Source organism: Bacillus sp. EB01, from assembly GCF_000613125.1.
GTDB lineage: Bacteria > Bacillota > Bacilli > Bacillales > Cytobacillaceae > Bacillus_D.
The window spans coordinates 88,910-109,541 of record NZ_HG964497.1 but is presented as its reverse complement, the minus strand read 5'-3'; the positions used below and the strand labels follow the sequence as shown (position 1 = coordinate 109,541).

Here is a 20,632-nt window from a genome sequence, read left to right as displayed (position 1 = left end):
TAAAACCGAGTAAATGGAGTATTACGCCTAGGGTGTTATTCATGGAATTGTTAGGTGAGTTAAAAGAATAGAGTGCTGCGATTAATGCTCTGCAAAGTGGAGGAGTGCTGATTTTTGTGTCCAAAAAGGTAGAAAAAAGCTTTGCAATCTTCTTTACTATGTTACTTAATATTATTTTAACATATGATTAAGTAACATTGGACTTTTTTGCATGAAAAAATTCTGATTAATTCACTCTAAATAAAACAATTTTGGGTGCACTTTTCATTTTATTTATTTAATATTATTTAAGAAAAATTTAATGGGTACTTAATCCCAGACTAACTTCTGACAAGTAAACTAAGCTAAAGAAATTTTTAATAGAGATTTCAAGAGGATGTTATCTTAAGAAAACACTGACTTTCATTCTCATTGTTCATAATTCGGTAATAAGATTTTGAACAGTATTAGAATCTTATTTGTGAAATTCTGAGCATAGTTAAAAATCATGTAAAATGAAAAGTGATCATGGATATATTTTACATTGAAAGCAAGTTGAAAATGGTGGAATTGGCGGTGAAAAAATGATTGAAGCTAAAAGCTTGGCCGACGACCAGAATAGTTTGTTAACCAGATATTATATGAACAGCTTTCTCCGCTTTCTTCTTGATGCAGCACCTGATATAGACAGGGCAGAGGCATTGAATGCTGATCAAAACTCTCAAACCTTAGCTGAAAACAGTGCTGGAGGCGCAATAATAAAGGAGTTTCTTCTTGCCCTTAATCAAGATCCTGAGAAGCTTATCCAGGAAGGCCGGGATGAATTTAATTTCTTTTTTGTCGGGCCTAATGTCCTGCCGGCGCCCCCATGGGAATCTGTTAGCATGGATTGCAGTGGATTCGTCATTCAAGAAAAATAGTAATAAATAATTTTCCCAAGTAGTCATGTAACTATTTTTAATTCAATTTACTAGCCTCCGGTACATGAGCATGACTATCCACCTAATGGTCCGGGCCAGACCCTTACTACTCCTTACCTGAAAAAAATAGTGATAAACAACCATCCCATACATAGTCATGTAACTATTTTAAATTCAATTCACTAGCCTCTGGTACATGAGCATGACTATGCAACCAATGATCAGGGGCGGCCCTCACTACACTTTCGTCTCCAGCACCCCAAATGCGTACTGTTAAAAGAAAGACATTCAAGTATTTGTCTTTGGTTAACTTATATGTACTGTAGGTGTGGGAAGATTAAGGAACTAGATGTTTAATACAAAACAAGGAAGGTAAGAACATAACAACCCAATTCAATATTTATAGGGGATTGATATTTCATTTGGTTTTTAAAGTGAATTGCGGTTTGTTATGATGAACACAGGCACAAGTGAGGAGTTGAAAGCATGACAATGAGAGTAAGACTAGGCAAGACAGAGCTTTTTATAAACCCGGTTGGGCTGGGAACTAACTATGTTGGAGGCCACAATATATATCCGGATGCTGATGAGGAAGCAGGACGTGAATTACTCAGGACAGGTATCAACAATGGGTTAAACTTTATTGATACAGCTTTTATGTATGGGCCAAAACGTTCCGAAGAGCTGATCGGGGAAGTGGTTAAAGAACTTGGTGTACGGTCTGAAGTCGTAATTGCGACAAAAGCATCTTACAAATTTGTTGGTAAAGATGTTGTGCATGATAATTCACCTTCCTTTTTAAAACAATCGGTGGAAGATAGCCTTCAGCGGCTGCAAACCGATTACATAGATTTGTTTTACATTCATTTTCCGGACAAGGATACATCTAAAGATGAAGCTGTAGGTGTATTAAAGAAACTAAAGGATGAAGGGAAAATCCGTGCAATAGGGGTATCGAACTTTTCAATTGACCAGTTGAAAGAAGCAAATAAAGATGGTCATGTGGACGTTTATCAGGGTGAGTACAATTTAATCAACCGCTCGGCTGAGATAGAGTTATTTCCATACGCTTTACAGCACGGAATCTCATATGTGCCATATTTTCCACTCGCATCAGGGCTTTTGACAGGTAAGTATGACCTGAATACCGATGTAAGCGGAAAGCGAGGGAAGTATTTTAAGGAAGGTGTATATGAAAGGAATATACAGAAAGTAGAGCGCATCCGAAAAATCGCTCAAGAAAAAGGGGTAGAGGTCTCGCATATCGTGCTAGCCTGGTATTTGTCGAGAGACGCAATTGACGCCATCATTCCTGGTGCAAAGAAGGCGGAGCAGGTTTTGCGTAACTTGAGGACACTTGAGGTAAATCTGACAAAGGACGAAATTGACCAAATCGACCAAAACTTTAAAGAGTTAATATAAGTAGTTAAATAGGAGAAGTAAAAGGGGAGCGGCTTTTGGCCGCTCCCTTTTGCGTATTATTTACATTGGTACAGGACCTGCATATATGCCGTTAATAAATACATGGAATACAGTTGAGCCAGTAGGACTCTTAAAAGGAACACCTACCATAATCATTCCTTCTTTCGGTACCACTACTTCAATTGCGACAGCCCCGGTCCAAATTGAACCAGATGCCATCAGCTCTGCTTTTTTTGTTTTAAAAGCATCACTACTGAGCAATTCTGCAACAATTTGATTTCTAACCTCACCTGTAACTGGACCTATTTCATGACATGCACATGGCTCCTCAGCTTTCACCACATTCCCCGGAACCGCAAATACTCCAAACGCAATGGCTCCACTGAACAACATAGCAAGTAATTTCTTCTTCATCTAATCTCCTCCTTTATTTAACTACTCTAAAAGGTTCGAGTTTTGACTGCCAGAGTCCTTCATTTTAGGAGGAATTTCTTGAGAAAAATCACAAATATTGGCGAATTAGTGACAGCGAAGCATAGAAAAAAGTCGAAAAAAAGTTTCATTAAAATTTGAACATTTTGTGACAATTTACTATTAATTCTGTTAATATAGTAAATACCAAACATCTGGGGGGATGGTTAATGGGTCAAATCCTTAAGTATTTTTATTTGGCTCTAGGGGTTTATTGTTGTGCAAGCATTTTTGTCCTTTTATACACTCACGCATATCAACAAATGGTGTTGGCCTTCTTTTTGGCGTTATTCAATTTTTCTATGTTTACCATTTTCAAAAGAGAAGGAAGCATAGTACAGCCACAATTGAGGCTTATCAGAGGCGGAAAAAGATAAACACAACAAAAGGCGGAAGCAGCTGTTTAGCGGTGAATGGTCACGAGTACTACAGCCGGCAGGTGCTGAAGCAAATTCATTAAAAAACCAGGCTGCCACTGCGGGGGAGCTTGGTTTTTTCCAAATCGAAACAAAAAAGCCATTCGCAAGGTAGCGAATGGCTTTTTTAAATTAGTGTGAATGCCCTGAGGTCAATACCCAGATAGTTCCAGCTACAATCACGATAATCATGAAAGCGGAGAACATTACGTTGATGTTGTTGACAACTTTATTTCCGCCCTCAGTCAAGTGCATGAACATGTAAAGCTGGATGGCTGCCTGGATAACTGCCAGCGTACCAATAAACCACATAATCGTTTGCACCGGCAAGGATGTTTCCAACGCAACCCATGCAGCACCGAATGTTAATACAAGGGAAAGCAGGAAACCAAGGACATTGCTTAATGGAAAACTTCTAGTGTTATTTTTCATATTAAGACACCAACCCTGCTAAATAAACAAATGTGAAAATAAAGATCCAGACAACATCAAGGAAATGCCAGTACAGACCGAAGATGAAAATCTTTCGTGCTGTAACAGTCGTGATGCCGCGCTTCAAAAACTGGATGGCAAGCAGAATAGCCCAGCCAATCCCGATCGAAACGTGAACTCCGTGGGTACCAAGCAGAACAAAAAAGCTTGATAGGAAGGCGCTGGTTTGCCAAGTTGCACCCAGATCGACGTAGTGCATGAATTCCTTAATTTCCATGAAGAGGAATCCCCCGCCGAGCAGAAGGGTAAGGGCCAGCCAAGTTAGCATGCCTTTCATGTTGTTGCGGCGCATTTCCCAAATTGAAATTCCCATTGTAAAACTGCTCGTTAACAAAAGGAATGTCATAATCAGGACATCTTTTACAATGAAAAGATCCTGCTGGGTAGGGCCGCCGGCATACCGTTCACCAAGGATGCCATAAACAGCGAATAATGTTGCAAACAGAACGATCTCGGCGTGGATGAAAACCCAGAAGCCAAGAATATTCATTTGGTTTTGGTGTGTCTGATATTCCAATGGCAATGCAGCATTTGTTTTAGCCGACATGGTTCTTCACTCCTTTACCTGGTGTTCTCCAGCCGTTTTCAGTCTTAACAATTTCATCCTTATGGACATGGAAACCTTCATCATAATCGAAGGAACGGAAGGCCATGCCCGCAAAGAATGCGAGTAACGCAATACCTGCAGCAACTTTCCATTCAAAGACGAGAAGGAATCCTGCTAGCAAGGAAACCATACCCATATAAAGTGGAATCCAAGTATTGCTAGGCAAGTGAATTTCCTGTATATCTTTTTCCTCAAGAGGAAGTTTTGTAATTTCGTTGTTCTTTTTCATGTGCCAGAATGCATCACGAGTCTTTACTTCAGGAAGGAAAGCAAAGTTATAATGCTGAACTGGTGTAGCTGTCGCCCATTCAAGCGTACGCGCATCCCAAGGATCGTTTCCAATATTGCGGTCTGCGTTCTTCCAGCTGTAGTAGATGTTGTAGCAAAGTGCTCCAAAGCCTGCTGCCAGGATCAATGCACCAACAAATGAAAGCATCTGCAATGGCCCGAAGCCGGTTTCTGCAGAATACGTATAGGCACGGCGTACTGCACCATCAAGCCCAAGGAAGAACATTGGGAAGAATGTCAGGTTAAAGCCGATAACAAACAGCCAGAAATGCCATTTCCCGATTTTCTCGTTGAGCATGAAACCGAACATTTTAGGCCACCAGTAATATAGGCCGGCAAAGATAGGGAAAACAACGCCCGGTATGAGAGTGTAGTGGAAATGGGCTACCAGGAACAATGTGTTGTGATATTGGTAGTCAGCAGCTGCACTCGCAAGCATGACGCCAGTTACCCCGCCGATAACAAAGCATGGGATAAAGGCAAGTGCCCACATCATCGCGGTAGTAAATTTAATTCGCCCTTTTCTCATCGTAAACAGCCAGTTGAATACTTTAATTCCCGTCGGTATCGCAATAGCCATTGTTGTAATCGAGAAGAAGGAGTTGGCTCCTGCACTGTTACCCATTGTATAGAAGTGGTGAACCCATACAACCATACTCAGGACAGAAATCGCCAGGATGGAAATTACCATCGATGCGTAACCATAAAGAGTCTTACGTGCGAAAGTCGAAATAACATCAGACAGTATACCAAAGGCAGGGAGGACAACAATGTAGACTTCCGGGTGTCCCCAAAGCCAGAACAGGTTTGCCCAAAGCATATCCATACCGCCGCCGGAAACCGTAAAGAAGTGGGTTCCGAAAATACGGTCAAAAGTCATAAGCGCGAGCGCAACGGTAAAGATAGGGAAGGCAGCGACAATAATCAAAGAAGATACGAAGGATGTCCATGTAAACATTGGCATCTTCATCAATGTCATGCCTTTTGTCCTCATTTTTAGGACAGTCACAACAAAGTTAATCCCGGACATTAAAGTACCTGCACCAGCAATCTGCAGTCCGACAGCATAGAAGTTATTCCCAATACCTGGACTGAACTCCTTGCCGGCGAGAGGGAAGTAGGATGTCCAGCCTGCGTCAGGTGATCCGCCAATAACAAATGAAATGTTGAAGAGCATCGCACCTGCGAATGTTAACCAGAAGCTCAAAGCATTTAGCTGCGGGAAGGCAACATCGCGTGCGCCGATCTGCAGCGGAATGAGAAAGTTCATTAAACCAATTAACAACGGCATTGCAACAAACAGAATCATAATAACGCCGTGTGTTGTAAATACTTCATTATAGTGCTGTGCATTTAAGAATTCATTCTCTGGTACGGAGGTTTGAGCCCTCATCATCAGGCCGTCTACTCCGCCTCGGAAAAACATAAGCACACCCATGAGGATATACATAATTCCGAGTTTCTTATGGTCAACAGTTGTCAGCCAATTCGTCCATAGCCAATTCCACTTTTTAAAATAAGTGAGGGCGGCAACGATACCAATTGCTGTCAAGAATATCGCAATCTGAGACGCAAAGATTAATGGATCACCAGTGACAAAAAATTCATCCCATTTAATGCCCACTATGGTCACCTCCATCTGAAGTTTCTTCATGATTCATGCCTTCGTGGCCCTCATGGCCATCCTGGCTCTTATCGGTAGTTTTTGAATCATTTTTATAGTTGTTTTCGTCTTCAAACACTTCGCCCTTCCAGCCATGACCGCGGTCATACATTTCCGGGTTCAAGTAGTTTGGTGAGTTAGGGTCAGAGTGATCAACCCACTCAAGGTGAGTGTTTGAAAATGTTTCACGGCCAAGGTGGGAAGGCTCAAGCTTTTTTTCATACTCTTGTTCTGTAAGCTTTGGAGCAGTTTCCTTAACCTCAGTTACCCACTCGTCAAACTCTTCTTGTGTTTGTGCAAGTACTTCAAATTCCATACCAGCATATCCCTGTCCATTAAAGTTGGTGTTTTTACCAACATAAGAACCTGGGTTGTCCGCAACAAGGTAAAGCTGTGTTTCAGCCTTTGCCATCGTGTACTTCTGCCCAGCTAAGGATGGAATCCAAAAGCTCTGCATGGTACCGGCAGAAGTTAACCGGAAGTCAATTGGCCGGTCTTCCGGGATATTAACATAGTTAATCGTTTCAATACCTTCCTCGGGATAGCTGAAGATCCATTTCCAGTCAGCTGATGTTACATGGATCACTAACGGTTCTTGATCTTCGTAACCTTTTGGAATATCTTCAACTGCATAAATCGTTTTAATGGTAGGTATAGTCAAGGCGATAACAATGATAATAGGGATAATTGTCCAAGTAATTTCCAATGCCTTGCTGCCGTGCTCTTCGGGAGGCTCGTAATCCATATTGTCTTTTCTCTCACGGTATTTCCAAACAATGATAACGAGCAGCGCGAACACAACTATAACAACTATTGACATCAGTAGGATTGAATAGTTGATCAGCCCGGCAAGTTCCCTGGCAACAGGACCCTGCGGATCAAATACAACAAGCTGTTCACATCCGCTCAGGACAGCCATTGATAAAATCGCAATCAATGAACCTAACAAACTCTTTTTCTTCACTTCGTCCTCTCCCCTCGAAATTTGGTTGCATGATAGCAATCACAATCTCAGACTATAGTTATAACATGCAAACTATTATTTTAAATAAGGTAAACAGTGGAAGATTGTGATTTTTATCACACTTGCTCATACTCCTATTCTAGCATAAGTCTAATTTGTCACAGTATGTTCAATTGTGAACAATTTATGAAAACATTTAATGTAAAACCAAGATTCACCAAAATTCCATTGCAATTTTAAAAAAAGAATACACTAAAACTTTATTAAAAACTTGGCTTAGTGAAATGATTCACAAATAAAACTGACAAATTATTTAGGAAGTTTATCGGAAAGGTGATATTCCATGCAAACAGTAAGGATTATTGTGATTGGCCAATCAGTTTTCTCCATAAAACCGTATCTAGAATGCCATATAAAATCGTGTAAGTAAAGCAATCGAATTTTTACCTATGAATAAGATGTTAAAAGCGAATTTTAAAAAGTGCGAAATGTTGTCACAAAGATTTGGAGAAATTGTTAACAGCTTCCTTCCTGGTTTGAACTTACTTTCTTCCCAATCTACGATTGAAGTAGTGTGATTAAACTAACAGGGGGAAAGGCAATGGAAATAAAACGAAGAACGTTATTGAAAGCCACTGCTATTTCAATGGCAATGGCAGCTGCCGGTTGTCAGCAAAAAGAAGCTAAGCCAGCGGGTGCCCAAGCCAAGGCTGCTTCAATAGAACCAGATGAATGGAAAAAGACGGTCTGCCGTTTTTGCGGAACCGGCTGTGGAATCCTGGTTGGCGTGAAGGATGGAAAGGTGATCGCTACGAAAGGAGATCCGGAAAATGGTTCAAACAAGGGGCTAAACTGTGTTAAGGGCTACTACGTCGGAAAAATTCTTTTTGGCAACGACAGGCTGACTAAGCCTCTCATTCGCGAAGATAAATCAAAAAAGGGAACAATGGAAGGCTTCAGGGAAGCAACCTGGGAAGAAGCACTAGACCTTGTATCAACTAAACTGTTGGAAGCGTACAAAAAGGACCCGAAATCAATTGCCTTTTGGGGTTCTGGACAGCAAACCATCATGGAAGGATATGCAAGTGTAAAGCTTTGGAAGGCCGGCCTCCTGAGCAATAATATCGATCCGAATGCGCGTCTTTGCATGGCGAGTGCCGTAACCGGCTTTATGTCCACGTTTCAATCGGATGAACCAATGGGCTCGTACAGGGACCTGGATGAAGCCGATGTCTTTGTGACATGGGGAGCCAATATGGCCGAGATGCATCCCGTTTTGTATTCGCGTTTGACGGCACGAAAGCTTAGCGAGCCAGGGACGAAGCACTATGATTTGACCACTCGGGTTTCGCGCACCTCCGAAACCGCCGATGTGAAAATGGTCTTCAGGCCGCAAACCGATTTGGCCATTGCAAATGCAATTGCGAACTATCTTGTTCTAAATGACAAGTATGATAAAAAATTCACAAAGGAACATCTTCAGTTCAAAGCTGGTACTGAAAACCTTGGGCACTCCTTCAAGGATGATTACGATGTAACAGAGCCTGGTGCTTCCGCTGACAAAGACTGGGTTATTAGTTTCGAAGAGTACAAGGAAAAGCTTAAGCCATATACGTTCGAGTATGTTGAGAAATTATCCGGTGTTCCTGCTAAAGATCTCGAAGCTTTGGCAAATGAATTTGCGGACCCATCGAAAAGAATCGTTTCCCTTTGGACAATGGGCGCCAACCAGCACACGCGAGGAACCTGGATTAACAACCTCATTTACAATCTTCATTTATTGACCGGAAAAATTTCAAAACCAGGAAGCGGGCCATTTTCCTTAACAGGACAGCCAAGCGCCTGTGGCACTGCCCGGGAAGTCGGGGTCTTTTCCCATCGCTTGCCTGCGGATCTGGTCGTTAAAAATCCTGAGCACCGCCGCTATTCCGAGTTGATCTGGAACCTGCCAAAAGGATATTTGGATCCAATTGAGAAGCCAGGCTATCATACTGTGAAAATGTTCCGTGAACTCGGAAAAGGGAATGTGAAGTTCCTTTGGAGCATGTCGAACAACTGGGGGCAAACGATGCCAAAGCTGAACCGCTTCCGTGGAAATGATGCTGACGGTAAAGGAGTTCTTGACGGTTTTATTGTTGTCTCAGAGGTGTATCCGACCCGCTCCACCGAGCTTGCCGATGTTGTTTTTCCTGCCGCTATGTGGGTAGAACGCGAGGGCCAATTCGGAAATGCCGAGCGGCGGACAAATGTTTTTGAAAAATGCATCGATGCACCTGGTGAGGCAAAATGGGATTTATGGACCATTGTCCAGGTAGCAAAAAGAGTTCTTGATGGCAGGAAAATTGACGATAAACCTGCGTTTGATGTGCTGTTCGGTATGATTTGGGATAAGGGAAAGGCAGACATGATCGAGGATCAGCGTGAAGTAAATAAACTCCTTTGGGAGGAATACCGCCAGTTCACGAACCCTCATGAGCATAAAAATCCAGAAGTGCAGGAGCTGGGCAAAAAGCTGAAGCTTCTCGGAAAGCAAATGGCACCATATGAGGAGTATGTCAAAAAGGGATTGTGCTGGCCGGTTAGAAATATCAACGGTACGTGGGTTGAAACCAATTGGCGTTACGCTGATGGGAAGCAGGAAGACGGCTTTGACCAGATTGGCATCGAACAGTTTGGGACAAAAGGCAAATACGATAATATCGATTTTTATAAATCTGCCGAACATAGGCCATCTGTTCTTTTCCGGCCATTCGAGGATGCCGCAGAAATCCCGGACAAAGACTATCCATTCTGGCTGTGTACAGGAAGGGTGCTTGAACACTGGCACAGCGGCTCAATGACAAGGCGTGTGCCAGAATTGCACCGCGCAATGCCGGAAGCCCTTTGTGAAATACATCCTGATGATGCCAAGGCTCTCGGAATTAATGAAGGAGATAAGGTCAAAGTCGTATCACGGCGTGGCGAGGTTGAGATTAAGGCAGTCACGAAGGGAAGAGGCAATCCGCCGAAGGGATTGATATATGTTCCATTCTTTGCCGAAGAAACATTGATCAACCTTGTCACTTTAGATTGTTATTGCCCGATATCCAAACAGCCTGATTATAAAAAATGCGCCGTCAAGGTCGTAAAGGCATAGGGGGAGAGGTCATTGAAAATGAAAGAATTAAGCTTTTTAGGTTTGTTCATTCTTGTCCTTATTGCCGCGATCGGATCATCAAAATTATACACTGCAAGCCAGGAAGCAGTTGTGCCGAAAACTCAAACTGCAGGCCTAATCCAATTGAGTGAGGACGGAAGGCAGGATGCGGCCACGATGCAGCTGATCAGTCCGCCGCCAACCCAGCCTGCTGACCATATTAATAGATGGAACCCGGAGCTGCGCCATGAAAGCTGCCTTGCGTGCCATGGGGTGGAAGGGACAGGTGCGCCAACCCCTTCAAAGAATCATTTTTACGAGGAAAATACAAAAGGTAAGATTTTCAGGGATAATTGTATTCAGTGCCATGTCACGCAGAACGACAAGAAACCGGCATTTAACCGTGAAAAGTAATAGATTTGTGAAAATTTCAGCATCTAGAAAGGAAGCGGCTTAATGGTCATCTCTGGACTTTATATTGTTACGATTGATGGAAAAGCAGAATTAGCGGCGAATGAAATTAACAGGCTCCCGGGCGTTGAAGTACATCATGTTGAAGGAAATAAAATCGTCCTGGCCATTGAAACGGTTACTCTTGATGAGAGCTATAAGCTGGCTGATTCATTTAAGAAAGTGGATGGTGTTTTGGCAATCTGTCTTGTTTATAGCAACTTTGAGGATGAACCCTATTATAAAGGAGAGCAGCTATTGTGAGCGAACGGCTGAGCAGGCGCGCTTTCCTTGCGTTGAACTGGAAAAGCGCGGTTGGTTTCCTCGGTAACGCAATTATCCCGCAGGTTGAAGATGAACGTGATTTCTTCAGGCCCCCGGGTGCAGGGTCCGAGCTGGAATTCATCTCTTCATGCACCCGATGCGGTCTTTGCAAGGACGCTTGTCCAGAACAAACAATTTCATTATTTTCGGCTGCCAGCGGTGCAAAGCTCGCTATGACTCCGTACCTTGACCCAAATGACTTACCATGTACGTTTTGTGGGAAGTGTGTTGACGTATGCGCGGATGGAGCCCTGAGCGAGGAGAATTTTTCATTCGGACCAAAGCTTGGCACAGCCTCAGTGATAGAGGAAAACTGCCTAGCCTATAAAGAAGTCATGTGCGACTCTTGTTATCGTGCATGTCCGAAAAAAGGCAGTGCAATCCGAATCCTAGCAGGAAAGCCTGCCATTGCTGAGGAGGACTGCAATGGCTGTGGGCTGTGTGTCCAGGGATGTATCGCTGAATACAAAGGGATGATCGTGAATCCTTTTGTAGCTGACTAGAGTGCTTTTACTCTGTGCATGTTTCCTCGCATTTTACGTCATACTAACTATGGAAAACACAGGAAAGTGGTGGGTATGATGGTAAAATGGGATGAGCAGGGAGCGCCCAACAATAATCTGCTTCCAAACACGATAAAAAGTTCAAATCTGGTTGGGAAAAACGAGGAGCATGAATTTTCAGAGGAACTATCCGATGGCGGCGAACGAAATCGCAACATCCGTAATATGACAAATAAAAAATAAGACGATGCAGCAAGTCTGCATCGTCTTTTCTATTACTGTTTAGTTCCACAAGGAAAGCTTCCCCGAAATTGCATCGCACGAAATTACGCGATAGCTCACTGGAGGAGCGCCTAGCGCCTAGTGTACTTCGGTCCCCTCGTTACGATAAGTCAACTTCAATTCGCTAGCGTCCATCGTGTTTCCTTTATCTCCGTCGAGGCCCTCCACAAGGAAGGCTTCGGCAGCATCAGCATCGCACGAAGAAAAAGTGATAGCACAAGGAAAGCGTCCCCGAAATACATCGCACGAAATTACGCGATAGCGTAATGAGGATTTTCGAGGAGTCCATACGGCGCTGACCACAAAGGAAAGCTTCTGAGAATATTCATCGCAGGGACACAAAGGAAAGCATCCGTGAATTAACATCGCAGAGACAGGCGGCTCTTTGCCTGGCTCGAGGCGGTTTTTGCCTGTCACGAAGGCACTTCCGCTTTTCTTACTTCTTTTTTGATTTTAAGCTTTTCGCTTCGGCTAATTGCTTAACCGCTTGCTGTCCAAATACTGCGACTCCAGTTGCAATTATTCCATTTGTTATAGCCTCAATCGTATAACCAAAACCCAGGCCTGCAAGGACAAGCGAAAGTCCAAACAACACCCAGATAATTGCCCAATCCGGTACCTTTGGAGTCTGCTTCAATGCGTATCCAATCACCCATAAAACCGGCACAAGAAAAAAGTAATTTTGATTTAAAAACTGCAGTAAATCCATCATTTTTCACCTCCCCTAACACTTTATGGGACAAGTAAAGAGATGGCTTGTACATAACCCCAACCATTCAAATATTTTTAGTAAAGGCTTTTTTACGGCTGCTTGTTGATTTTTTACAAAATTGAAGGGGAGCGCGAAGATTGTTTTAAAATCCTTAGCTAACAGTTTGATAATAGGTTTATATTTGGAAGCTTTCCTTGTGCAGTGCACTTTCACCAGGGGGGATTCTTATATGCAGCCGTAATAAATAGCGTTGTGTAACAGAGCGTATTGACGACTCTATGAGCCAAATAAAGTGGTGTCGGGTCGCCAATAGAGGTTCTTGACGACCTTGCAAGGCAAATGAAGTGGTGTCGGGTCGCCAATAGTAAATCGGATAAATCCTGTGATAGGGTGCGTGCTACATAGTAAAAATATCGATTTAATTAAAGCTTGTTACTGCAATAGACAATTGAAACTATATCTTAAAATCGAAAAAAAGATAAAATTTTTTTTAGACCATGTCCTTTTTGCCTGTTCATCTATATATAAAGGGTGAAAGGAGGTGATGGACATGGCACAAGCAATTCTTGCTCAATCAACACTTCGACTAGTGTTCGAAACGGGCGTCGACGTGAAAGGAGAGCCGATCTTTAAGTCAAAAACCTTTACCAACCTGAAGAAAGAAGCGACACCGGATCAAATGCACCAGGCTGCTATCGCACTTGCAGCTCTATGCGTAGACCCGCTTACTTCAGTGGAAAGGAATGACCGCTCCGAGATTCTGGGCTAATGGGTTAAAGAACCTTTTAAGGAAGGAGGTGAAACATGATGGCCAAAACACTAGAGCTGAACTTTATGACGGAAACTGGAAAGGTTTCGAGGTTGGCAATTGATAATCCAAAAGAGCCAATTGACCAGGCTGTCGTTAAGCAATCAATGGAACAAATCATTGCTTCAAATGCATTCCATTCTCCGAATGGAAATTACACTGCAGTTGAAAGTGCCAGGGTAATCGAACGCAATGTCACAGACTACGAAATCGTGTAATAAAGTAAAATTTTAATTAGGATGGGGAGCTTCCTGCCCATTAATGAAGGTAAATGAGAAGCCGGATTCAAATTGAAGCCGGCTTCTCTTCAATAATTGACTTAAGGGAGGTGGTGGAAATGGATCAATTCGTGCCAATCATAAGTGAAGTCGGCTTTCCAATCGTTGTGACACTGTACCTGTTATACCGGATTGAAACCAGACTTGATATGGTTGTTCAATCGATCCAGGAACTGCCCGCAAAATTGAAGGAAAGTCTATAAAAACCAACCTGTCAAGACCCCAAATCTTGACAGAGGCTTAGCTGAGATGGTACATTCAAAGAAGCCGTTGCACTGAATTGAATGCAAACAACGTGCTTATTCAAAGGTGCCAAACCAGTTTGAATGGGAAGCGTCTCGTATGCTCTCTCCAGTGTAAATGGCAAAATTTTACGCATGGCTATAATAAGCCAATAGGAGGATTTTTTTACATGAAAAACGGTAAAGTAAAATGGTTTAATGCTGAAAAAGGTTTTGGATTTATCGAAGCTGAAGATGGAAACGATGTATTCGTTCACTTTTCCGCAATTCAATCCGAAGGCTTCAAAACATTGGAAGAAGGCGAAGAGGTATCCTTCGAAGTAGTTGAAGGTGCACGCGGACCTCAAGCAGCTAACGTAACGAAATTATAATTGAACGAATCCTATACAAAAACAGCCTGGCGAAATTGCCTGGCTGTTTTTTTGATAATTTAGGTATTTATAAAATCAAGCGTGTCTACGTCTAGCTCCAGCGCCTATCGCCTAGCAAACTTCAGGCCTCCTCCCTACGATAAGTCATCATCGAATCGCTATCGCTCTTCGTGATTCCTTTATCTCAGTCGAAGTCCCTCCATTTTGTACGGCGATGACCAAGGCGCTTCCGCTTTTATTCTTTGTTTCCTTTAATTGGGACACCCCGCCATGCGGCAATATGTTTTATAATGAGAGAAATAAGAGAAATTTGGAAGAGGTGGAGAAAGTGAAATTTATCCATACGGCCGACTGGCATCTCGGCAAGCTGGTCCACGGAATCTACATGACAGAATACCAGCGTGAAGTGCTTAACCAATTTATTGAAGCTGTTGAAGAGGAAAAGCCTGACGCAGTCGTCATAGCCGGAGATTTGTATGACAGGTCCGTACCACCAATCGATGCTGTAAACCTATTGGATGAGGTCCTGTTCCGCTTGAATGTCGAACTCAAAACGCCGATTATCTCGATAGCCGGAAACCATGACAGCGCCGATCGTCTTTCCTTTGGGAGCTCATGGTACAAGCAAAGCCAATTCTACTTATCTGGCAAACTTACAGACTCGTTTAAACCGATACATATAAATGGAGTAAACTTTTACCTTGCACCGTATGCCGAGCCTGGTGTCGTCAAAGAATTGCTCGACGATCCAACAATCCACACACATCACGATGCAACAAAAGCAATCATAGGGAAAATCGAAGAGACAATCAATCCAAACGAGCCGAACATATTTGTCGGACACGCATTTGTCACCGGCGGACAAAGCTGTGATTCAGAGCGGCTGCTGTCCGTTGGTGCATCCGGCTGTGTCGGGGCTGAACTTTTCGCTCCATTTTCCTACACAGCACTAGGCCATCTGCATAGCCCTGAAGCAATTAGGCATAACACAATTAAGTATTCTGGATCTTTATTGAAATACTCCTTTTCGGAAGCGAAGCATAAAAAAGGTATCTCAATCATTGAAATGGAAAACGACGGAAGTTTCAATCATCGGTTCCGCCCTCTCACACCGAAGCAGGACATGCGCGAGCTTCAAGGATACATTGATGAACTGCTTGATCCGTCATTTTATGAAAAACAAAAATGCGATGATTTTTTGAAAGTGACCCTGCTGGATGAAGGCAGCCTGATCGACCCGATGGGGAAACTCCGCCAGGTTTACCCTAATGTCCTTCATATGGAAAAAAGAATCGATGCCCTGGACCAAAAGAGAAAGCAATCCTTCTCGATCGGCGAATCCCGTCAAAAAAAATCAGAACTCGAATTGTTCGAGCAATTTTACCAGGAAATGACCTCGTCCGAATTCACAGAGGAAAAACGCTCGATCATCTCCAGTGTCATCGAAACAGCAGTCAAAGAGGAGGTGCCGGTATGAGGCCAATAAAGCTAACGATGCAGGCATTTGGCCCATATGCCGGCAGAGAGGAAATCGACTTTTCCTCACTCGGAAATAAGACAATGTTTGTGATTTCCGGAAAAACCGGCTCAGGGAAAACAACAATATTTGATGCAATCAGCTACGCGATTTATGGGAAGGCAAGCGGGGAAGACCGCACTGGCGCCGACCTCCGCAGCCAATTTGCAAATGATAATTTGCCAACCGAAGTATCCCTGGACTTTTCGCTTCGCGGTAAAATGTATACCATCGTCCGCACCCCGCAGCAAGAGCGGAAAAAGGAGCGGGGAGAAGGTACCAAAACAGTACCGGCAACCGCCTACCTATACGAAATGGACGACAGCGGCAAGCCAAAACTGGTCGCATCGAAAATTACCGAAGTAGAAGACAAGATAAAGGAAATCATGCTGATTGACGCTAACCAATTCAGGCAAATCCTGATGATACCTCAGGGAGAATTCCGGAAGCTGCTCACCTCCGACAGCCGCGAAAAGGAAGTCATCCTGCAGCGCCTTTTCCATACCCAGCTTTACAAGCTCGTCGAAGAAAAGTTGAAAGCCGAAGCGCAGGAACTAAAGAAAAAAGTCGATGAAACCACCAGTAAACGGAGCGACTCGCTAAAACGAATCCAGGCTGCCTATACAGAGGAACTGATGGAACTCCTTGAAGCAGGAAGCACCAACGATACACTTATCCTGCCGCTCCTTCGCGGCGAGATCTCGAGGATGCAAGCCGAAATCGAAACGCTTAGCCAGCAAGCCAAAGCCAAACAGCTAGAACAGGACAACCTGAAACAGCAGCACTTTGCAGCTGAAAACATTCTCAAGCAAATGAAGGCACGCGAGGAATTCAAAGCAAAACAACAAGATCTCGAAGGCCAGAAAGATCTTTTTTTGGAAAAAGAGAAGCACATCTCCCTCGCAAGGAAGGCAGCGCTGCTTGCATCGCAGGAAGAGCTTTGCCACCGCCTGAAAAAAGAGGTTGATGACGCCACCAGGGCCGCTGACGCCCTCCGGGAAAACATGAAGCGATTGACAGAACAAAAAGAACTTCGCGAAAAGGAATTTGAACAGGAAAAATTACGTGAGCACGAGCGCCAGCATGCAACGGAAGCCGAAAATAAACTCGCAGCCATCAGAGAAGACGTGTTTTCACTAGACTCCGTCCAAAAGGAAACCGAGAAAATCCGGATTGTCCACGGCAAGAAAAAGGATCAGCAAGCCTTTGCTGAAAAGAATCTTGACGGTACCGAACAAACTGAACAGTCACTTCTTTTACAAAAAGCGGACATAGAAAAAGCTTATATTGCCAAGCTGGAAACAGAGCATAAGTTGGAGAAGGTTCAAGCTGGCCTGTCAAGCCTTGCCAAGCTGGAGGAGTTGAAATCTCGCCATCAGAAGGCAGTGCGTGATGAAGAAGCAAAAGCGGGGATCTTTAGCCAGGCTGAAACGCGCTATAAGGCCGCCAGGGAAGAAGTCGAAAAAATCGAGGGAAAATGGCTGAAAGGCCAGGCTTCAATACTGGCTGCTACACTCAATGATGGCTCTGCATGTCCCGTTTGCGGAAGCACCCATCATCCGTTACCTGCGGCCAATGATAACAGCGAGATCCCACATGAACAGGACATCAAAAAGGCAAAACAGTTTGCGGCTTCACTTGAAAGAGAAAAAAGCGAAGCAGAAGTTGCCTATTCCGGCAGCAAAATGATTGCTGCAAGACTATCAGAGGATGTAAAGAGTACTGCCGAAGAGTTGTCCGGCAGCCATTCGGCATATCTGGCGGGCAAGGAAGATGATTTCAGGGCGGCACTTGTACAGGAGCAGGAGTCATTAATGGCAGCAAAAGGAAAGGCCCTCAAACTGCTAGCTGACAAGGACAAGGTCGAAAAAGCACTGGCAGCTTCAGTTGAAAAAAAGATTTCGCTACAAAAGGAAATTCAGGAGTGCAGGACAGCAATAAGCGGGCTTGCCATCCGCGAGGCAGAATTGAAAACAATGCTTGAGCGAATGCTCACTGTCGTACCGGAAGAACTTAGGACCGTGGAGAGGTACGAAAAAGCATTCAAGCAGGCGAAGGAAAAACGTGAGCTTTTATTTGAACGATTTAATAATGCCGTGAAGCACTATCAGGAGTCAATCCAGCGTCATGGATCCGAATCGGCCCGCCTTGAAGAAGCAGCACGTTACCATGAGCGGAAAACACTTGAACTGGCCGAAGAAAGAGAAACATTCAAGACACAAATGCTGGTGCAAGGGTTTGAGACGTATTCCGCATACGCTGGTGCACGGTTGACTGATATACAGATCTCAAGGCTCGAACAGGAAGTGAGCACGTATCATCAGGATGTGAGAATTTGTTCTGAACGCCTTGCGGAACTCGCTCATCTTGAAGGAGTGACCCCTCCGGATTTGGAAAGTCTAACTGCTGCAATCAAGGCTGCAGCGGATGAGATGGACCAAATTAACCAAAATGCTAGGGACATATTTTTGAAAAAGACCCAGAATCAAGACATTCTCTTAAATGTAGAAGCATTGAATGCGGAAGTTAAAGAGCTTGAAAATAGATTTAAGGTTCTCGGCCACCTATCAGACATTGCCCGCGGGCAGAATAGCCAGAAGCTGACTTTCGAACGATATGTTCTTGCAGCGTTCCTCGACGATATTTTACGCGAAGCAAATGGAAGGCTGGCAAAAATGACGTCAGGCCGATTCGAGCTTCGAAGGAAAACCGACCGTTCAAAAGGAAATGTCCAGAGTGGCTTGGAACTGCTTGTTTTCGACCAGTATACGGCACAGGAAAGGCATGTCAAAACATTGTCAGGCGGCGAAAGCTTTAAGGCATCTCTGTCACTCGCACTTGGACTGGCTGATATAGTCCAGGCCCACGCTGGCGGAGTATCGCTCGAAACTATGTTTATAGATGAAGGGTTTGGGACTCTTGATCCGGAATCACTAGATCAGGCAATTGATACGTTAATTGATATTCAATCAAGCGGCCGGCTAGTAGGGATCATTTCACACGTACCAGAACTGAAAGAGCGGATAGATGCAAGGCTCGAGGTAATCTCAACCCAGTCAGGAAGTAAAACTGAATTTGTACTCGGTGTATAGAGTGAAAGCCGCAGCAGCCGCTGCGGCTTTTTGCTATAAGTGAGATTAGTAGAAAAAGTAAATACAGGATTTACGGCTGATTCTTTTCTGTTTATAATTTATTTATCAGAATTTTCTTTAGACGAAAGCGGTGCTGCCATGGTACTAACAAAACTGGAAAAGAAGATGCTTTTGTATGCAATTTTTATCAGCCTTGCCTTCGTCTTTATTGTGTTTAATACAGAAAGACTTGCGTCAATCAGTAATCCAAGAAATGCTGTTGGGTTCCATACAATTTTCGAATTATTCTCGATCGCTATCTCTTTTGCAATTTATACATATTCCTGGAGAAGGTATAAACATACTAAATCCAGCCAACTGCTTTATCTATCTGTCTCATTTTTAATCGTTGGACTTTTGGACTTGTTTCACATGCTTACTTTTCCCGGCATGCCGTATTTATTCGGAGAAAGTTCTGCTCAGAAATCAATCTGGTTCTGGATACTTGCACGCTTAAGTGAATCCGTCCTGTTTCTCCTAATCCTCCGATTTCCATCACAATCCGGGAAGAAGGATAGGCGGCTCCCTATGCTTAGCGTTGCTCTCATATATGTTGCGGCTTCGGCAACAATTGTGTATATGTTTAATGAAATGCTGCCAGTTCTTATTAATGAAGGCGTAGGAACTAGCATTTTAAAAAATAGTGTTGAATATTTTATCTCTATTCTCCATTTAGTTGCGATGTGCATCACATTGGTTCTTTATCGGAAATCTGGTAAAAGCCTTTACCTGTACCTTGCTCTTGCCTGTTTGTGCATGTTCCTTTCAGAGATAGTTTTCACGATGTATCAAAGTGTATATGATGTGCTTAACTTTATGGGGCACTTGTACAAAATTTTCGGGTATTATTTTGTCCTTCAAGGCGTTTTTTTTAAGCTAATTGATAATGACAAACAAAAAGAAAATGAACTCCAACGTGCAAAGCAGGAACTTAACCTGATTATTTCCGAAGTAGATGGAATCATTTTTAAAATAAAAAAAATGGATGGAAGATTCGTTTTCACCTTCTGCAATGGTGATATTCTGCGATTGTTAAACCTCCGGCCCCAAGAGGTAGCTGGAAAAACAATGGGAGAAGTCATTCCAGCTCTTAATGATAAGCTAGAGGTTTATTATCAGGAAGCGTGGGAGAAAGGGCATTCTGTGGAATATGAGTTTGATTTAGATTCTACCAAATATTTTGTATCGCTGAAGCCCCTTTTCCTAAATGGGAGAGTGGATGAACTAATCGGGTCTGCTTTGGATATTACACGGATTAAAGAAATGGAAGAGGCAATCCGCAATAATGAAAAATTAGGTCTCCTAGGGGAACTTGCTGCAGGAATAGCCCATGAGGTACGGAATCCGCTTACAACCTTGAAAGGCTTCCTCCAGCTTTTGAATTCCGATTTGGACGAGCATAAGAAAACCTTCGTCAACCTGATGTTATCTGAGGTCGACCGGATCGAAATAATCACCGATGAATTCATGACCGTTGCCCGTCCGCACGCAAGGCCGCATACTCATGAAGAGGTTCTTGAGGTTATCGAACAGGTATATAAATTCATGCAGCCGCAAGCCTTATTAAAAGGTGTCACAATGAAGATTGAAATTAAAAGCGAGCCAGAAGCAATCCTCTGCGAAAAAAACCAACTTAAACAAATTTTTATAAATATCA

20 protein-coding genes are annotated in these 20,632 nt (G+C 43.4%); 14 read left to right on the top strand and 6 right to left on the bottom strand.

What is annotated here, in order from left to right:
- Nucleotides 1-563 precede the first annotated feature (563 nt).
- Nucleotides 564-899: a hypothetical protein gene (locus tag TY16_RS00490; RefSeq protein WP_043929707.1), complete on the top strand. Its 336-nt coding sequence runs from the start codon at nucleotides 564-566 to the stop codon at nucleotides 897-899.
- A 486-nt stretch (nucleotides 900-1,385) separates the two neighbouring features.
- Complete coding sequence (locus tag TY16_RS00485; protein ID WP_043929706.1) at nucleotides 1,386-2,321, top strand: aldo/keto reductase; 936 nt, start codon at nucleotides 1,386-1,388, stop codon at nucleotides 2,319-2,321.
- A 60-nt stretch (nucleotides 2,322-2,381) separates the two neighbouring features.
- On the opposite strand, the gene TY16_RS00480 is transcribed toward TY16_RS00485, so the two are convergent.
- The 5 genes from TY16_RS00480 to qoxA all read right to left on the bottom strand — a co-directional run bounded on the left by TY16_RS00480 (nucleotide 2,382) and on the right by qoxA (nucleotide 7,177).
- The gene (locus tag TY16_RS00480; RefSeq protein WP_043929705.1) at nucleotides 2,382-2,735 is read right to left on the bottom strand and encodes a hypothetical protein; all 354 of its coding nucleotides are present in this window, start codon (nucleotides 2,733-2,735) and stop codon (nucleotides 2,382-2,384) included.
- A gap of 605 nt (nucleotides 2,736-3,340) precedes the next feature.
- A complete protein-coding gene (qoxD, locus tag TY16_RS00470; RefSeq protein WP_043929703.1) occupies nucleotides 3,341-3,640 on the bottom strand; it encodes a cytochrome aa3 quinol oxidase subunit IV in 300 nt (99 codons plus the stop codon).
- Between the two features lies 1 nt (nucleotide 3,641).
- Entirely contained in the window at nucleotides 3,642-4,247 is a 606-nt protein-coding gene (qoxC, locus tag TY16_RS00465) for a cytochrome aa3 quinol oxidase subunit III (protein ID WP_043929701.1), read from the bottom strand.
- Nucleotides 4,237-6,219, bottom strand: coding sequence for a cytochrome aa3 quinol oxidase subunit I (gene qoxB, locus TY16_RS00460; RefSeq protein ID WP_043929700.1), 1,983 nt, complete (start codon nucleotides 6,217-6,219; stop codon nucleotides 4,237-4,239). Before qoxB ends, qoxC begins: the two co-directional genes overlap by 11 nt.
- Nucleotides 6,209-7,177 carry a cytochrome aa3 quinol oxidase subunit II gene (gene qoxA, locus TY16_RS00455; RefSeq protein ID WP_043934396.1) on the bottom strand — a complete coding sequence of 323 codons (969 nt, stop codon included), beginning with the start codon at nucleotides 7,175-7,177 and terminating at the stop codon, nucleotides 6,209-6,211. The genes qoxB and qoxA overlap by 11 nt, the downstream gene beginning before the upstream one ends.
- 646 nt (nucleotides 7,178-7,823) lie before the next feature.
- Between qoxA and napA the strand changes: the two genes are divergently transcribed.
- From napA to TY16_RS25995, 5 genes are all read left to right on the top strand, one after another.
- Nucleotides 7,824-10,358: a nitrate reductase catalytic subunit NapA gene (napA, locus tag TY16_RS00450; RefSeq protein ID WP_043929698.1), complete on the top strand. Its 2,535-nt coding sequence runs from the start codon at nucleotides 7,824-7,826 to the stop codon at nucleotides 10,356-10,358.
- An 18-nt stretch (nucleotides 10,359-10,376) separates the two neighbouring features.
- Nucleotides 10,377-10,772, top strand: a complete 396-nt coding sequence (locus tag TY16_RS00445) for a nitrate reductase cytochrome c-type subunit (RefSeq protein ID WP_231505670.1) — start codon at nucleotides 10,377-10,379, stop codon at nucleotides 10,770-10,772.
- A gap of 42 nt (nucleotides 10,773-10,814) precedes the next feature.
- On the top strand, nucleotides 10,815-11,072 hold the full coding sequence (locus TY16_RS00440; RefSeq protein WP_043929695.1) for a chaperone NapD: 258 nt from the start codon (nucleotides 10,815-10,817) through the stop codon (nucleotides 11,070-11,072).
- Nucleotides 11,069-11,635, top strand: coding sequence for a 4Fe-4S dicluster domain-containing protein (locus TY16_RS00435; protein WP_043929694.1), 567 nt, complete (start codon nucleotides 11,069-11,071; stop codon nucleotides 11,633-11,635). The genes TY16_RS00440 and TY16_RS00435 overlap by 4 nt, the downstream gene beginning before the upstream one ends.
- 75 nt (nucleotides 11,636-11,710) lie before the next feature.
- On the top strand, nucleotides 11,711-11,878 hold the full coding sequence (locus tag TY16_RS25995; RefSeq protein WP_155922098.1) for a hypothetical protein: 168 nt from the start codon (nucleotides 11,711-11,713) through the stop codon (nucleotides 11,876-11,878).
- A 475-nt stretch (nucleotides 11,879-12,353) separates the two neighbouring features.
- On the opposite strand, the gene TY16_RS00430 is transcribed toward TY16_RS25995, so the two are convergent.
- Nucleotides 12,354-12,629 carry a phage holin family protein gene (locus tag TY16_RS00430; protein ID WP_331281050.1) on the bottom strand — a complete coding sequence of 92 codons (276 nt, stop codon included), beginning with the start codon at nucleotides 12,627-12,629 and terminating at the stop codon, nucleotides 12,354-12,356.
- A gap of 550 nt (nucleotides 12,630-13,179) precedes the next feature.
- Between TY16_RS00430 and TY16_RS00425 the strand changes: the two genes are divergently transcribed.
- The 7 genes from TY16_RS00425 to TY16_RS00395 form a co-directional block, all read left to right on the top strand.
- Nucleotides 13,180-13,398: a DUF1659 domain-containing protein gene (locus TY16_RS00425; RefSeq protein WP_043929693.1), complete on the top strand. Its 219-nt coding sequence runs from the start codon at nucleotides 13,180-13,182 to the stop codon at nucleotides 13,396-13,398.
- Nucleotides 13,399-13,436: 38 nt separating this feature from the next.
- Nucleotides 13,437-13,655, top strand: coding sequence for a DUF2922 domain-containing protein (locus TY16_RS00420; RefSeq protein ID WP_043934394.1), 219 nt, complete (start codon nucleotides 13,437-13,439; stop codon nucleotides 13,653-13,655).
- Between the two features lie 119 nt (nucleotides 13,656-13,774).
- Entirely contained in the window at nucleotides 13,775-13,918 is a 144-nt protein-coding gene (locus tag TY16_RS00415; protein ID WP_043934393.1) for a YvrJ family protein, read from the top strand.
- A 209-nt stretch (nucleotides 13,919-14,127) separates the two neighbouring features.
- Complete coding sequence (locus TY16_RS00410; RefSeq protein ID WP_043929692.1) at nucleotides 14,128-14,328, top strand: cold-shock protein; 201 nt, start codon at nucleotides 14,128-14,130, stop codon at nucleotides 14,326-14,328.
- Nucleotides 14,329-14,656: 328 nt separating this feature from the next.
- Entirely contained in the window at nucleotides 14,657-15,805 is a 1,149-nt protein-coding gene (locus TY16_RS00405) for an exonuclease SbcCD subunit D (protein WP_043929691.1), read from the top strand.
- Entirely contained in the window at nucleotides 15,802-18,936 is a 3,135-nt protein-coding gene (locus tag TY16_RS00400; RefSeq protein ID WP_043929690.1) for an AAA family ATPase, read from the top strand. Before TY16_RS00405 ends, TY16_RS00400 begins: the two co-directional genes overlap by 4 nt.
- A gap of 138 nt (nucleotides 18,937-19,074) precedes the next feature.
- Nucleotides 19,075-20,632, top strand: a 1,558-nt coding sequence (locus TY16_RS00395; protein ID WP_043929689.1) for an MASE3 domain-containing protein, incomplete at its 3' end; no start/stop codon positions are given.